The 16,410-nt window shown below is 69.4% G+C and carries 2 protein-coding genes; both read right to left on the bottom strand.

The window, feature by feature from the left end; all coding sequences use genetic code 11:
• Positions 1–686 precede the first annotated feature (686 nt).
• Positions 687–15,566, bottom strand: coding sequence for an RHS repeat-associated core domain-containing protein (locus K8640_RS13515; protein WP_223747413.1), 14,880 nt, complete (start codon positions 15,564–15,566; stop codon positions 687–689).
• 5 nt (positions 15,567–15,571) lie between these two features.
• On the bottom strand, positions 15,572–16,402 hold the full coding sequence (locus K8640_RS13510) for a peptidylprolyl isomerase (protein ID WP_223747412.1): 831 nt from the start codon (positions 16,400–16,402) through the stop codon (positions 15,572–15,574).
• Positions 16,403–16,410 lie beyond the last annotated feature (8 nt).

The raw sequence follows: 16,410 nt of genomic DNA, 5'->3' as shown, positions 1-16,410 counted from the left end.
AGCCCCTCCCACCGACGAACCACGAACTCCGGAACCCCCACCTGCACGCCGCCCACTTCCCGACAATCGAGACGCACCTACCCACATACGGGGCCACCCATTAATTGAGGTCGTCAGGCCTTCCGCTTTCCCTCACGGGAGCGGGAATCGAGGCGCGCGGACACACCTCCGGCGTGGCGTCGCGGGTCAACCGCGACTGCGTTCACGCCTCGGGGCTCTCGAGATTCTTCAGCGCGGAAGCGCCCGTTCAGGGCTCGCCTTCACGAACCAAGAACGCGCCGCCGGACGAAGACATCGCATACCGGCCGGAACAGACGGGACAACGGTCGCTGACATGGCCGACACCATGCTTCTCACAGCGGCCGGTTCCGTCCCGCGGTGCGTAATCCAGCGCCGTGACGGTGCCCGAGCCTTCATTGCTCGCGCAGGGCCCCTGCCCAGACCAACACCGCCGTCAAAGGAATCGCGCGACACGCGTCGCATCGTGAACCAGGACCATCAATGGCCCATCGAACACCGACCCGTCTTCTCCTCGCCTTTCGAAGAGCACGACCCACTCGTCCGGCATCCTGGGGTGCTTTCTCACCAGGGGATCTGGCTTCAACTCCCGCCCCAGTTCTCGACGGATGAACGCACCCGCAATCTCGGCCACCTCTTCCGCATTCAACATTCAAGCGCCTCTCGAACTACCAGGTCCCGAGCTTGTCGGACTCTTCCGCCGTCAACCCTCGCCCACCATATCCTCCGCTGCCCTCAATATAGTTGAGCGCATGGCGTCGCTGGTCTTCATTGAAGTGCGTGCGCCACTTGTTCGACCGCGAGAGAACATCGAACACACGCTGCTCGGTGGGCCATCCGCTGGCGATGTTCCGTGGCAGCTTCAGGAACGCATCGCGCCCCACCTCGTTGTAGTGCATCCAGTGGGCCAGCTCGTGCCAGACCTCATACTCCGTGGGATTGCTGCGCAGGTAGATGATAGGACGCACGGACTCATCAGGGCTCACCCAGAACCCACCTGCCTTCTTGTCGGGCAAGAACTCGTCCCCAACCATCAAGTCGACCTCGCGACCCTCCTTGTTGAGATAGGCCCTGAGCCGCTCAATCCGCTTCTCGCCGTAGAGGCGGCCACCCAAGCGGGTGCCCTCGAAGACTTCGTCGGCCATCTCACGAGGCGCGACACTCTTGACGCCACTCAGTCCGAACCTCTTCCGCAACCGCTCGAAGCGTTTGGTGGAAAGCCGGCTAGAGACACCTGCGGGGATGTAGTCCATCACAGGCCCCGCTGCGCCACTTCGATAGCTCTTGGCCCCGGTGCGAACAAAGCGTCCGGCTCTTCCAACCCCGACGACCTGAGCCGCGCCATCAACCTCGGCCATCGTCAACCCGAGGGATGGCATGAACGCATCCGCGTGAGACAGAAGCCCGATTGTTCCAAAGCCCGCCGTCACGGCATTGAACGCCACGCCTTCGGCCGTGACGTTGCCGGTCAGGCCATACTCCGAAACAGTTCCTGCCCCTGTCTCGACCAGCCACACGCCAGTGGCGGCCGTTGTCCCCGAGATGCTCCCAGCTTCAACCATTGCAAGAGCGATCGGCGGAGCCGCAAGAGAGATCCCCACGCCCACGGCAAGGAAAGCCCCCTGGACGCTCTTCTGGAGTTCCCGCTGCCGCTCCTCCTCCATCCGCTCATAGGGCCCGCGGAAATCGGTCAGATCACCTTGGTGGAAGGGTGAGGAGCCCCAACGTCCCGACAACGCCAGGCGCGCTTCGCACGCAGTGTGGCTCTCTCCGCTGTAGCAAGAGGACCGACCATCGGGGTCCGTGAATCGGGTCGGATTGGCATTGCCATAACCCCAGGGCTGCATGCCCATGGGAGCATTCAGGTACGCCTCCGCGCCCACGGAGTCCTCGGACAGGAACCGTCCGGTCCTTCCGTCGTACCAGCGCTGCTGGGCATAGGTGAGCCCCGCCGCCGCGTCCCATGCATGCCCCGTGAAGCCGACACTGGACTGGTTCTCACCCGGGACATGGCCCGCCCGGTATCCACCCCAGGCATCGAACCGGGACTGCGTCGTCAGGTTTCCGGTCCCGTCAACGCGCCCCACCGCGCTGCCCAGTCCATCGTGGACGATGCGCTCTCCACCCGAAGAGAGCGTCAGTCCCGCGAGCACCTCCTGGTGCAGCCGCGTGCCCCCGACAAGCTGCTCCTCGACGAGCTGCTCCCCCGCCCACACGTAGCGGGTGGTGCCCGAGGACGTGGTCCTCGACCGCCGCAGGCCGTCGTAGCCATAGCGGTACTGGGTCGCCGTCGTCACCGGCGGCGCACCGCCAACACCGGGCTTCTGGTCGCGGACCTGGGCCAGCCGCCCCTCCGCATCCCAGTCGTAGTTCGTCACGTCCGTGTCCGAGCGCTTCTCGCGCCGCACACGTCCCGAGCCATCCGTGAAGTACTCCGCCACGCGCTGTCCGCTCGAAAGCGCCTGGTCATCGATGGACTTCAGTCCACCCGCGCCGTCGAAGCCGTACACCAGGCGCCGTTGCGCCCCCGACGCCAGGTCGTACCCTTCCGTCGACAGCGAGCCGGAGTGGCTCGTGGCGAACCGCGCCCCCAGCCGCGTTCCATCCGCCGCGAGCCTGTACAGCTCCGCCGCGCCACCCGGGTAACGGACTCCCGTCAGCCGGTCCGCCAGGTCATAGCCATACTCCGTCGGCTCGTTGACCAGGGCGCCCAGCGCGTCCGGGCGTCGAGCGTCCTCGCGGATGCGATTGCCGCGAGCATCATAGGTGTACTCGAAGGCAAGCCGCGGCGCGCTGGGCGACTGGCTGCACTCCACATCCATCGCCACCGTCGTGGCCCGGACCGACGTCAGCCAACCACGGCCGTCGTAGCAGTTGCGCTCGACGAGTGAGCCGTCCGCGATACGCGAGAGCCGACTCCCACCCGGCTCCCACGCCACGGTGCGCTCGCTCTGCTGGACGCCATCGACGCGCATCCGCACGGCGTTGATGCGAGCCAGCGCGTCGTAGCCGAACTCCTCCTCGAGCCGAGCCCCATCCGCCGCGCGACCCGACGTGCTCCGGTGGAGCAGATCGCTCCCCGTCACATACGTGAAGTCGACCCGGTCATCCTTGTCCGTCGCGTGGTCCTTGCCGCGCTCGAGCCACTCGATGCGTCCGCGTCCGTCGTAGCTGAACCGGTTCAGCACGTTCCCGCTACCACGCGTCTCGTGCGCCTGCACCAGCGAGTCCAGCGCGTCGTAGGCAAAGGCCACACGGCTGATGTCCTGCTGGTCCTCCGACGAAGCCCCAGCGGTGATGGCCTTCCAGACCGGCCGTCCCCGGCCATCCACCAGCGTCTCGGTGATGTCCCAATCACTGCCACCCGACGTTTCCGAGTTGCTCGGGCTCGTCGAATGAACGACGCCGTTCACCCACGACGACACCCACTCGGAGGTCCCGCGCTTCCGCTTCGTGCTCCGCCCCAGGTAGTCGTACTCGAACGACTCCGAGGGCACCCCACCCGAAGGCCGCTGGATGGCCGTCAGTCGCCGCGCGGCGTCGTACTCGTAGTTGAAGGCCGCGAGCCCCGGCGGCGTCACCCGGCGCACTTCACCGAACGGGCCGTTCTTGTACTCCCACGCCTCCGCGGGCTTCGCGGGGTCCTTCCACACCTTGGCGAGGAAGCCACCCGCGTCGTAGGAGAGGTTCGTCTCCGTCGACTCGCCGCCCTTGCCGAACCACTCGCGCACCAGCAGGCCACGCGGCCCATAGAAGTACGCCCGCACGCGCTCGGCCGGGTCCGTCACGCTCTTGAGCCGACCGTCCTGCCGGTACGCCAGGTGGGTGGGCTCCGAGTCCGCGCCAGTGCCCAGGACGAGCTCGGTCAGCAAGCCCTGCTCGTACGTGTAGCGCTTCGACGGCTGCCCCGCGGGCTGCTCGCGGGCAATCAGGCCCACGGCGTCATAGGCCCAGGTGTCCGTCAGCCCGCCCTGCGTCCGGGACTCCATCTGTCCCAGGCCGTTCGTCTCCACCTCGAACTGCCGCGAAGGCAGCGTGACAGGCGGCGAGGCGCTCATCGTCCCCGTCTGGAGCACCGTCACGGTGCGCCCCATCCACGGCGACTTCGTCACGTACTCATACGAGTCCGAGCCCCGCTGCCAGTGCTCGCGCGCCTCCAGCGAGCGGCCCCGGTCATCGAACTTCTTGTGCTCGAACGTGAGCACCGTCGGAGAGCCCGTGCCACCCGCCGTCTGCTCCGTCGTCACCTGCTTCTGCAGCCACGGTCCCGCGTAGCTGTACGTCGTGGTCCGGGTGTTCCCGCTCGTGCTCGTCCCGCCACCGGCGACTTCGAGCTTGTCCTCGCGCACCTCCTTGAGGACCTGGTAGCGCGCGTTGAAGTAGCGATAGGTCTTGTACCCGAGCGGGTCCGTCTCCACCGTCGCCGAGTCCGGCACCGAGCCATCCGCGCCCGGCTTCCCACTCAACCCATAGTCATACGTCCACGTGGCGCCGACGGTGTTCTCCCCCGCGGCCACCAGCTCCTTGCGCGAGAGCTGTCCGAAGGCGTCGTACCGGTAGCGCCAGTCCACATCGGGATGCGGCCCCACCTGGCGCACGGTGCGCCCTTCCCCGTCCACGAAGAGCTCCGTGACGGCGGCGGGGTTGGCCGCGTCCCCGGGCTCGTTCTTGCGGTAGAGGTTGCCCGCGGAGTCGTAGTGGTACGTCGTCGTCTCGGTACCCGACGCATCCGTCGGCACCACCTCGGTCAGCACCTGGCCCCGAGGGTTGTATGTGTAGCGCCACCGGGAGACCTGCCCCGAGAGTGTGCGGGACTGCTCCACCAGCCGCCCCGCCAGGTCGTAGTACTCCTCCTCCACCTCGGTGCGCGGCGTCCCGCCGCCCGGCAGACCGATGGTCCGCGTAATCGTCACCTTCCGGCGGTTCTCGGAGGAATGCGTCCCGTCCTCGTAGCGACGCGTCTCCACGAGCTGCAGCGGCGCCGAGCCCGTCGCCATCGTCCGCGTGTAGCGCGTCTGGCGACCGAGCACGTCGCGATACTCGAAGTGCTCGTCCGTCTCCATGACGTGGTCCTGCTGCCGCGTCACGCGCCCCAGGTCGTCATAGTCCGTGGTGACATCGACGCTCGTCGCCGCGCCCCCCGCGAGGTTCGTCTTCGTCGAGCGCACCTGTCCCAGCGCGTCCGGAGCGATGTCCAGCACATGGCTGGAAGCGCTGTTGCCGAACGAGCGAGACACCACGTCGCCCTGGAAGTTTCGGCGCCACTCCTCGGTGCTGGCATCTCCGCTCAGTCCGTCCGCGCCGGTGTAGTCCCAGTACACGGGCCGACCCAGGAAGTCGTGACCGATGCGCGTCACCAGCCCGTTGTGGTCCGTGATCTTCCGCGCGCTCCCGTTCGTGTCGAACTCCGAGAAGCTCTTCTCCACCGCCGTGGCGGGGCCGGTGGTCGTCCCGGCGTTGACGATGCGCACCGCCAGCAGGCGACCCGACGTGTCGTAGTCGTACTCACGCTCCACACCCGACGCGTCCGTCGTGGAGACCCACCGGCCGTTGCGCAGGTGCCGCTTGCGCACCGCGATGGCCTCATGGCCGGGAGCGCCGTAAGGCGTGCGCTCCTCCTCGAAGAGCCCGCGCGTCGACTCCTCGCCCTCCGTCACCTCCCAGGTGTCCACCGTGCGAACGGGCGCGGAGCCATCCAGGTGCTCGGTCATCGTCACCCGACGGTTCGCGGGCGTGTACGTGTACGTCCAGGCCCAGCCCTGCGTGGGCGACAGCTGCACGCGGTGACGGGTGACACGGCCCAGGCTGTCGTAGCTCCACTCCTCCCAGGTTCCGGTCTCCACCTCCGTGAGCTTCGTGACGTGGCCGAAGTCGTCGTACGTCAGCTCACGCGTCAGCGTCCCCAGCCCCAACCCATCCGTGGCATTCGGGTTCGTCACGACGATGCGCTGCGACAACCCCAAGGCGTTGGGGTTGCTGTACGTCGTCACCTGTCCCTGCGCGTCCGTCTCCGACTCGAGGACGCCCGAGCCGTCCGTCTTGAACCGCCGCGTCCCGGTGTTGCGCGCCGTCGTCCCGTTGCTGTTGGTGACGGTGACCCCCTCCACCTGCCCCTGAGGGGTGACGCGCGTGGTGAGGGACTGCGTCCCCGTCGTGGCGGGGGTGATGCGCTGGTCCGGGATGCCGAACTTCTGGTTGGCCGGGTTCGGGAACGTCTGGCGGACCACCTCCGCCTGGGTGCCGGGGGCGATGGGCCCCTGGTACTCGTTGCCCCCAGGCGCAGTCACCTTCAGCGACAGCAGTCGGTGCGACGCGTCGATGTCGTAGTCCAGCTTCGACTGGTTGGGCAGCGTCACCTCCTTCGGCGACACCTGTCCATCCGAGCGCCACACCGTCTTGTGTTCGTTGAACGAGCCCACGGTGACGCTCTCGGCGCTGCCGTAGCTCGTCAGGGTGTAGAGCACCTGCACGCCATCGGGCCGCGTCACCGTGCGGCTGCCGCCGCTCGCGTAGACGTACTGGTACGGCCGGGGCCCCTTGCCCGAGCTCGTCGCCGAGTCGATGACCTCCGCGGACTGCACGTGCTCGTAGGTGCGGGACGTCCCGCTGCTCGCGTAGTCGGCGACCCACTGGTCGTGGAACGTCGGCTCGCCCAGCACCGGCACCGGAACCGCCGTCACCTGGTAGCGCGCCGTGCGCAGCTCGTTGATCAGGCGCCACTTGTTGTACCCCGAGCCCGTCTCGGGCAGCGGCGCGTACTCGTACACCCACGCCTGCTGCGGCAGGCCCGTGCGCCGCACCGCGCGCCTCAGGTTGCCCCACTTGTCGTGCTCGAACTCCACCCGGTGGATGGCGTCGTCCGAGTCAGGCGCGTCCTCTGGGTCCTCAGGCAGGTGCTCGTTGCGATACACCCCTACCGCGGACAGCAACTTCAGTCCCTGCGTCCGCGCCAGGAGCTGGAGCTTCTCCGAGGCCTCGTCCTCGTCGATTTCCTCGTACTCGAACGCCAGCGACACATGCCCGGGCGTCCGCGTCACGCGCAGCACGCGGTCCGAGTCCTGCGCGTACGTCAGCGCCGTCCAGCCCTGCTTCGGGCTGTCCTGCCCCAACCCATCCGAGTACTCGGAGAGCACCCACCGGCGCTGCTCCGCGATGCCCGTGTCCAGCACAGAGGGCCGCAGGAACCGGAACACCATGCCCTGAGGCGTCACGAACTCCGCGCCCGCGCGCGTCACCGTGAGGCTGCCACCGTGCGACTTGTCCGTCCGGCAGTCGCTCGCGGACTGGTCCTGGCGAAGCACCGTCTCGCACCGGGGGAAGTCATACGACTGGCCGCTCAGGACGACGATGTAGCGCCCGAGCTCCTCCTCCACGACGAAGCCCTCGTACGCATGGGACCAGCCCACGCCCAGCGGCGTCATCTCGTTGCGCTGGTTGTTGAAGGTGCGCGAGAAGCTCACGGACTCCGCCAGGTGCGGCACGGAGAAGTCCTCGTGCGTGACGCTCAGGTGGCCACCGGCGAGGTTGACGTTCTCCACCACCGACTGACCCGCCGCACGCGCGTTGACGAAGCTGTAGCGGCCCACCGGCTCGCCCAGCGCCATCTTCACCGGCGCGCTCGCGCCGAAGATGCCGGGCTCCGGCTCCAGCACCAGGAACAGCTCCCGCCCGCTCGACAGCATGTCGTGCATGCGGCCCAAATCGTTCGACAGCGGCAGCGCGAAGCGGCGGGCGCCATTCGCCCCGGGCTTCGTCAAGAGGATGAGCGGCTGCTTGACGCGCGCATCGCCCTCATTCAGGTAGCGCACCACCTCGTACGTCCCGACGCCCGTGTCGGCGTTCCGGCTGTACTTGAGCTCCGCCGCCTTCAGCAGCGTGTTCGCGTTGCAGTCCGGCCCCTCGCACAGCCGGACGATGCCGTTCGTCATCGTCTCCGGTTCAATGGCGAAGTGAGCCATCGCCTTGACGGAGATGGGACGCGCGACCTCCGGTGACGCCAGGCTCGTCAGCGACGGGGACGAAGACGTCGCCCGCGCCATGGAGCGCTCCAGCGTGTCCTCGCTGCCCGCCGTCACGAAGTCCGTGCGCGGTGAGATTCCGTGGAAGTTGAAGCGGTACAGCACGTTGTCCGCGTTCCCGCTCAGGTACAGCTCGAAGTACAGGATGTCCGCAGCCGACAGCACCTCCGGCAGGAACTCCCCATCACACGTGCCGCGGATGCGGCCGCCCTCGATGACCACCGGGCACTCGATGCCGAAGTCGTCCGTGCCCAGTCGCAGGCGGTACTCACCGCTCACCGTGCCCGCGCGGCCCGGCACGTCCGGCTCCTGGAGGCCGTCGATGAGGAACTGGTACGCCAGGTCATCCTCGCTGGCCGAGGGCCTCGGCACACCCGTCAGCACCCGCCCTGCGTCCGGGCTTCCACCATCGGCGCCCGCCTCGTCACCCGGCCGGGCGCTCACCGTCACCTTGCCCAGCTCCAGCACGCGGAACTCGTGCTCACGGGCGCGGTCATACCGCTCCAGCGCCGAGCCATCCGACTCGCGGTGCCGGTAGACGTTCTTCAGCCCCACCGCCCACTTGGGCAGCTTGTCGGGGTTCGTCTCCGACTCCTCGTCGGGCTCCACCTCGCCGTCGCGGTTCTGGCACTCGCCGGGCTCGCAGAAGTTCGGCGGCGGCGAATTCACCTCGTCCGGCTGCAGGAAGCCGTCGTCGTTCCGGTCCCGCTCGTACATCGGGTGACCGACGACGTGCAGATAGTAGTTCGCGCGCGTCAGCGAGCTGAGCGACACCATCGCCCCGGACTCGTTCTGGTACGTCAGCGACGCCTGCACGGAGGCGGTGTGGCGACCCGGGCGCACCGGGAAGGCCACCACCACCGGCTGCTCCACCGCCGTCTGAGTCACCTGCACCAGCCGGCCCGCGAGCGGAGGGACACCCGGCGGCACGTCCACCACGCGCGGCGTCCCCGTGTCGCACCGTCCCTGCAGGCGCAGGGGCGACGTGGGCGGCAGCTCCGAGCAGAACTGCTCCAGCTCCTCGCCCGGCTCGCCACGGTCTCTCAGGAGGTCGGGCTCGCAGATGCCACCGTCGGCCAGGAAGCCCGCGTCCGTGCACTCGGAGCCAGAGGAGCCACCATCGCCGCCACCGGACGCGCCGGCATCCACCACGCCGCCATCCGTGTGCGGCTCGGGGAGCTGACGCACGCGCCAGTGCGTGGCCATCTGCAGGAAGTCATCGCGCGTCGTGGCCGCGCCGCCGTGCCGGATGAGCGTGGGGCGCATGGCGACCTGGACACCCTCGGGCGTCATGCGTCGGGCCACGCGGACATCGATCTCGGGCGGGAAGAGCTTCAGGTCCGCGGGGATGCCCAGCTCGGTCTGCGTGCACCGGGACAGCGTCATCGGCTCGCCCAGCTCCGTCACCTGGAGCGGTCCGCCGGCCTCGTCGTCGGCCTGGCATCCGCCGGTCTCCGTGCGGCTCACGCGGTTGATGGCCGGCACGATGACGGACGTCATGCCCGAGTAGCCCGTCGCGTGGTTCACCGCGAAGACCACCAGCCGGTCTCCCGGGTTCAGCCGCAGGGTGTTGGTGCGGTTGTCGCGGCAGTTGCCGTCGTAATAGCCCTGGTCCTCGGCGCTCAGCCCACCGGCATCCGCCCCGCCCAATTGCCTGTCCAGCTCACGGCAGCGCTCACGCGCCATCTGCCGGATGCGAGCCGCCGGGCCGGTGCGCACGCGCGCGTAGTAGCCGTGCGGCGAATCCTCCGTGGGGCCCTGCGTGCAGGCCACGCCGTTGGGCGTGCCCGCGGCGAACGTCGCGATGGGATGCTCCAGGTCATCGGCGCGGAAGAAGTGGACCTCCGTCGACTTCACGTCCTTGAGCGCGATGTCCGTGTACTCGCCCTGCACGGGCGCCTTCTGGCTGTGGGCCTCCGGGTCGCAGTTGAGGGCCAGCGGCTCGCCGTGGCGGTCCACGAACGTCAGCGCGCCGTACAGCATGCGCACGTCCACCAGGATGTCCGCGCGCGTCGTCCTGCCGGGGTACAGCCAGTACGTCTGCGAGCAGACGGGGAACTGGTTGAGCGTGGGCGTGTAGTGCATCACCCCGTCCTCGCCCAGGCGCTCCACCATGCGCGGGCCGGTGGGAATCTCGGTGCAGGAGATGCCCATCTCTCCGCCCATCAAGCCCGGCACGGGGATGCCGTAGCCGCCCGACTCACCCGTCGTGCCCGCCGAGCCGCTGCCGGGCCCCGTGAGCGTCACGCGCAGGTTCTTGAAGCGCACCGGGCTGTGGACCGCCTCGTCCCCGGCCTCGGAGAAGGTGTCCTCCAGCGTGCGCAGCCGCAGCTTCGCGCTCGCCGGGCCGCCATCGGAGGGCTCCACCACCAGCTCCGCCTCGAACTTCATCAAGCGGTGCGTGGACTTCGACTGCGCGGACAGCGTCAGCGTCGTCTTGCCCACGGGGAGCGCGACGCGAGGCGCCAGCGCGGCCTCACCCTCGCCCTCCGACTGCCAGGCGCCGGCGGTGGGCTCGGGCAGGTTGCCCGAGGGCCCCTGCGCCACGAGCTTGACGAGCACCGTCTCCGGATTCTCGACGTCATACGGGTCCGAGGAGACGAACTGCGAGCGGAAGTCGAGCGCCAGCGTGTACGGCATCGCCACCGTCTGCTCGGACGCGGGCTGTCCCACCGCGGGCAGCGCGGGCGCACGCACCTCCAGCTCGAGCTGCCGCTCCAGCGGCGCGCGCACCGAGCCCAGCACCGCGCCGGGCACGGCCATCCCGAGCATCGTGTCGAAGGCGTTGTACCCCGCCAGGTCCAGCCCACCGAGCTGGGCATGCGCCTGGGTCACCATGAAGTTCGTCATGAACTTCTTCCAGAGCGGCTCGGTCGGAGTGCTCCGCGGCCTCGAGCCCTGGAATCCCTCGCCCTCCTCCGTGCCCGCATCCGGCAGAGAGAGCCCCAGCGCCTGGGCGACGGCGACATGCTGCTCGTCGTTGAGCGGCACGTAGCCGATGAACTCCAGCGACGTGAGCCCCAGCGGCGCCAGCGGCTCCAGCGTCTTGCCGTTCGGCGACACCTGGGCGAAGCCCACGCGCTTGAGCACGTGGCGCTGCGGGTCATGTCCCAGCACCAGGGCCAGCCGTCCGACGGGGAGCTGGGCGCGGTTGGGGAACGTCACGGACACGGTCTTCTGCAGCCGCACGCCCGCGGGGCCTATCTGCCACAGCGCGCCGAGCGCCGCGCGTCCATCCATGGGCAGCGGCAGCGCATACGGCTGGAGCTCCGTGGCGGTGACGAGCCCACGCGTCATGCCGTCCTCGAAGAAGAGCCCATCCTCGGGCACGTCGATGTGCAGGTCGGGCTGACGGTCCGCGAAGCGCAGCGCCATGGGGTGCAGCGCGTCCACGACCTGCGCGGACGCCATGTCCACCGCGGTGAGCACCAGGGGCGCGTCCAGCGTGTCGGCCTCGTGGTTGACGAACAGGCGTCGACGCAGGCTCGGGTACGTGGCGCCCTCGGACGTCAGGCCGCCCTCGTACCGCATCACCACTTCCCCACCCCGGGGGCTGAACAGCGTCCAGTTGCCGTCGGGGCCCGTCACGGTGGAGAGGCTCGTCCCCTCCATCGCGACCTTCACCCCGGGCAGCGGGCGGTAGTCCGCGTCGACGACGTAGCCGCGCACGCGCGTGAGCGGCCTGCGCACCGTGAAGTCGCTGGAGAAGTCGCCCCCCATGCCCGGCGGAGTCTCGGGCGCCAGGCCCTGCTTCACCTCGACCGTCAGGCGGGCCCCTTCGGGGAGAGGATCTCTCGCGATGAAGGAGACCGTCTGGGAGCCCGGCACCACCGAGTAGCCACCCGGCAGCGGCGTGGACTGCCCCTGGACGCGGACGAGGAAGCGCTCCGACAGGCCCGTGCCCAGGATGGGCTTGTTGAAGGACACGCTGATGAGCGCGTCGGGTTCCACGCCCTGCTCACCGGCGCGGGGCGACACCCCCGTCACCACGAGCGGGGCCTTGCTCGCCTCCAGGTAGCGCACGGTGACGCTGGCCGAGCCCACCATGCCGCTAGCTTCGCCCTCGGGAACCTGGGTGTCCTCGGCGGTGACGTGGATGACGTTCTCCCCGTGGGACAGCGGCACCTCCGCCGAGTACACGTCCGTCGTCGACGTCACCGTGCTCGTGCCGATGCGCACCTCGCGCAGCGGCGCGGCGCTCTCGACGCGAGCGCGCACCGTCACCACCGCGTCCTCGGACTCCGAGCCCTGCGCGGGCTCGAGGATGGTGACGCGCGGCGCGCCCCCCCGGAGGGTCAGCTCCACGGACCGCTGGCTGCGATTGCCCACGACGTCGGACGCGGTGACGACCACCGGCGTCGGCGTGTTGGGGACCAGCTGCACGTACGCGCTGAACGCGCCCGCGATGACGCGCGCGGGGGTGCCATTGACCAGCACCTCCGTCAGGTGCCGGTCTCCGGCGGTGCCCTGCAGCAGGTAGGGAGAGCGTGAGAGGCGATTCCACGCCTCGGGAGGCGTGGGCTCGGTGAGCACCAGGTGCGGCGGCGTTCGGTCCACCGCCACGGCGCGCGTCTGGGTGTGGCTGCGCCCCCGGGCATCCGTCACCTTGAACTGGAGGTCGTGGTCTCCATCATCGAGCGTCAGCGCGCCCGTGAAGTCGCGCCCGTTCACCGCCACGCCAACGCCCTGCACGGTGACGCGCAGCGGGAGCGTTCCACCCTCGACATGACCGCTGACGACGAAGCGGGCGCCGCCGTACACGCCGCCCTCCACCGGCGCCTCGACCACCAGCATCGGGTCGGGCTCCACGCCGGGCCCCGCGTCCTGGGGCGAACCCTGGCCGCCACCATCCGGAGAGGCCGTCCCGCCATCACTCGACGCGCCACCGCCAGCATCCGGGCGAGCGCCCGCGTCCGGCGACCCACCGTCCGCCTCCGCGCGCGTGAGCGTGCGGACGACCTCCTCCGTGGCGCCATGGTTGTCGCGCGCGATGATGGAGATGGAGCGCGTCTGGCCCGGGGACAGCGACACGACGTGCGAGAAATCGCCCGAGGCCGAGACGGTCGCTGACGCGCCATCCACCGTCACGGTGACGGTGCCCAGCGGCTCACCAGCCTTGGCGTTGCCCACCACCGTCACCGTGGCCGTGGTGACGACCATGTCCTCCGCGGGCGAGGTGACGACGAGCGTGGGCTTCGTGGCGCTGACGCGGACGGTGCGGGACACCGTCTCCACGTGCCCGTGGGCGTCCGTCGCGACGAGCGTCAACGTGTTCACTCCGGCGGTCAGCGTCACGCGGTGGGAGAAGCTCCCATCCGACGCGAGCGTCACCGGGGCCCCGTTGAGGGTGAGCGTCACCGAGGACGCGTCCACGACGCGGCCGATGACGTCGGTGAACAGCTCCGCCACCTGGACATTGTCCTCCGGCGCGGTGACGATGATTTCGGGCTTCTTCGAGTCGCGAATCAGCGAGACGGCATGTCGGGTGACGTTGCCGGCCTGGTCGGTCGCGACGACCTCGAAGAGGTTCGTCCCCTCCACCAGCGCCAGCGACGTCCGATAGCGCCCGTCGCCGCCAGGGGAGAGCTCCGTGGCCCCCAGCTCCACCGTCACGTTCGACCAGGTGTCCGTCACCTGGAGCACCAGCTCCAGGCTCTCCTGGGGGGTGCTGGTGCCATCCGCGGGGCTCACCCGCGTCACCACGGGGGCCGAGCGGTCCACCGTGAAGTAGACCGTCCGCGAGTCCTCGTTGCCCAGGTCGTCCGAGGCGGTGACGACCAGCGTGTGAGGGCCCTCCCCGGTCACGGGCGTCCCACGCTCGAAGGGTGCGTCATCGAGCGTCGCGGACGCCGTCACCGTGCCTTCATCGGTGACGGTGTAGTTCGGCGTCACCGTCTCCTTCGTGATGAGACCCTCGGAGACACCCGTGATGGTGATGACCGGGGCCTGGGCGTCCACGCGGAATTCGCGCCGGACCTCCGTGCGGTTCTGCGCCTGGTCGAGCGCGACGGCGACGAAGACATGGGGCCCATGGGTGGTGATGGGGTCACCCGACGTGTACGGCGCTCCGTCCAGCGTCCCCGTCACCGAGAGGAAGTTCGCGTCGGTGGCGGAGAAGGTGATGGCCACCGGCGCGGCGTAGCGGCCCCCCTCCTCCACGCCCGTCACCGTCAGCGACGGGTCCGTCCGGTCGATGGTGAAGGTGTGCTCCTGCCGCGTGACGTTTCCGGCCTGGTCGGTGGCCTCCACGATGAGCGTGTGCAGCCGCTGCAGGGTGATGGGGTCACCACTCGCGATGGGATTCCCGTTGAGCGTGGCGGAGATCGACACGCTCGTGAGCGAGTCCGTGGCCTCGAACCTGGGAACCACCTCCTCGACATCCACCACGGGGCTGCTCGGCAGGCCCGTCACCGTGAGGACGGGGGGCACCGGGTCGAGGATGAAGTTCACCACCTCGCGGGAGAGGTTGAAGAGGTCGTCCTCGGCGGTGACCTCCAGCGTCAGGTTGCCCCAGATGGGTGTGGCATCCCCGCTGTTGAACGACTCGCCATTCAGCCGCGCGCGCACGTCGACGGGACCTCGCGAGTCATCCGTCGCGCTGTAGTGGATGACCACCGAGGACAGCTTGCTGATGAAGCCCTCGTGGACCCCGGTGATGGTGATGACGGGTCCCAGCGCATCCACGAAGAAGTTGCGCGTCACGATGGACGTGCGGCCGAAGCGGTCCTTCGCGGTGAGCTGGAACGTGTGGGCCCCATGGGCAGAGATGGTGGTCCCCTGCTCGTAGGGTGCGCCGTCGAGCGTCGAGACGACGGTGTCCAGGGTCAGATCCGTGACGCTGAAGAGGATGACGGCGCTGGGATACCGGCCGCCGTTCGCCACGCCGCTGACGGCCACCACCGGCGCCGTCCAGTCGAGGATGAAGTGGATCTCCCGGGTCGTCGCGTTGCCCGCGGCGTCCGTGGCGGTGACGATCAACGTGTAGGACCCCACCGTCGAGACGGTGGTGCCGCTGGTGAAGGGCTGGCCGTTCAGGGTCGCCACCACCGTGGGCGGCGTCCCTGTGTCGTCCGTGGCGCTGAAGGTGATGGTGAGCGGGACGTCGCGCTCCCATCCCGCGTCGACCCCCGAGACGGTGACGACGGGCGCCGTCGTGTCGAGGCGGAAGCTCCGCGTCACCGTGGTGGTGAGCCCCATGGTGTCCGTGGCACGGACGACGAGCGTGTGCGCGCCCTGGCTGGAGACCGTCACGCCGCTGGTGGCGGGGTTGCCGTCCAGCCACGCCTCCACGCGCGTGGCGCTCTGGTCCGTGACGACCCACGACAGCGTGGGCGGCACCTTCACCGAGGCGTCCGGCGCCACCCCGCTCACGACGATGGTCGGAGGCGAGGCATCTCCGGCGACCGCCTGACGGACCTGTTCCACGCGAGGCGCATCACTCGCGGCGGAGGTCTCGGGACGAGACCGCTCCTGGCCACACCCCAGCCACAAGCCGAGGAGGGCCACCACCCACACGCCACGACCATTCATGGAATTTATTCCTTGCCCGTCTGACTCGTGGCGACGGACGCGGCGGCGTCCAGACGCTCCGGGTGGGTCTTCACGGCAATGCGCTCACGAAGCTCCTTCATGAGCCGCGCCTGCGCGTCACGCCGCGCGTCCGACTCCAGCCGCCCCCGCGCTTCCTCGAAGGTCGGCACCACCGTCTTCATGTCCGCGACGGCCTCGAGCAGATGCAGGCCATACGCCGTGGAGAACGGCCGCGAACGCTCGCCCTTGGAGAGCTGCGCGGCCTCGGTGAAGAACACGTCGTCCACCTGGCCTTCGAGCACCGGCCCCAGGTCTCCGCCTCGCGCCGCGCTCACCGTCTCCTCGGAGGTCTCGCTCGCGACCTTCTCGAAGGGCTCACCGCCCGCGAGCCGCGCGAACAGCGCGTTCATCCGCGACTGCGCCCGGGCCCGAGTCTCGTCGTCCGCGCCCGGAGGCACACGCACCAGGAGCTGCCGCACGTGGACCTCGCGGCGGCCGAGCTGCTCCCGCGTCACCGCGTAGCGCTCCCGCAGCCGGGCCTCGGTGGTGACCTCCGCCAGGTGCTTGTCGAGCAGCGCATGGGCCAGCACCTCGCGCTCGGCGCTGCGCAGGCGAGCCTGGACGGCCGCGTCCTCATGCAGCCCCGAGCGACGGGCCTCCTCGGCGAGCAGCGAGCGCTCGACGAGCGCGTCCAGCGCCTCGCCCGACGTGGGGCGTTCGCGCGAGCTGCGCGAGGCGATGAGCGCGGAGACGTCCGCCTTGGAGATGTCGCGCTTGCCGACCTCGGCGACGAGGCTCTCGTCCTGGCAGGCGCCCAGGGTGAGCGCGAGCAACACCCACGCGC

The sequence above is a fragment of the Myxococcus sp. XM-1-1-1 genome (assembly GCF_020037095.1).
GTDB classification, from domain to species: Bacteria; Myxococcota; Myxococcia; order Myxococcales; family Myxococcaceae; genus Myxococcus; species Myxococcus fulvus.
This window is presented reverse-complemented; position numbering and strand designations above follow the sequence as displayed.

Bases quoted from the DNA above. Each gene is read 5' to 3' on its own strand.
- K8640_RS13515 (WP_223747413.1), bottom strand. From the start codon at position 15,566: ATGAATGGTCGTGGCGTGTGGGTGGTGGCCCTCCTCGGCTTGTGGCTG.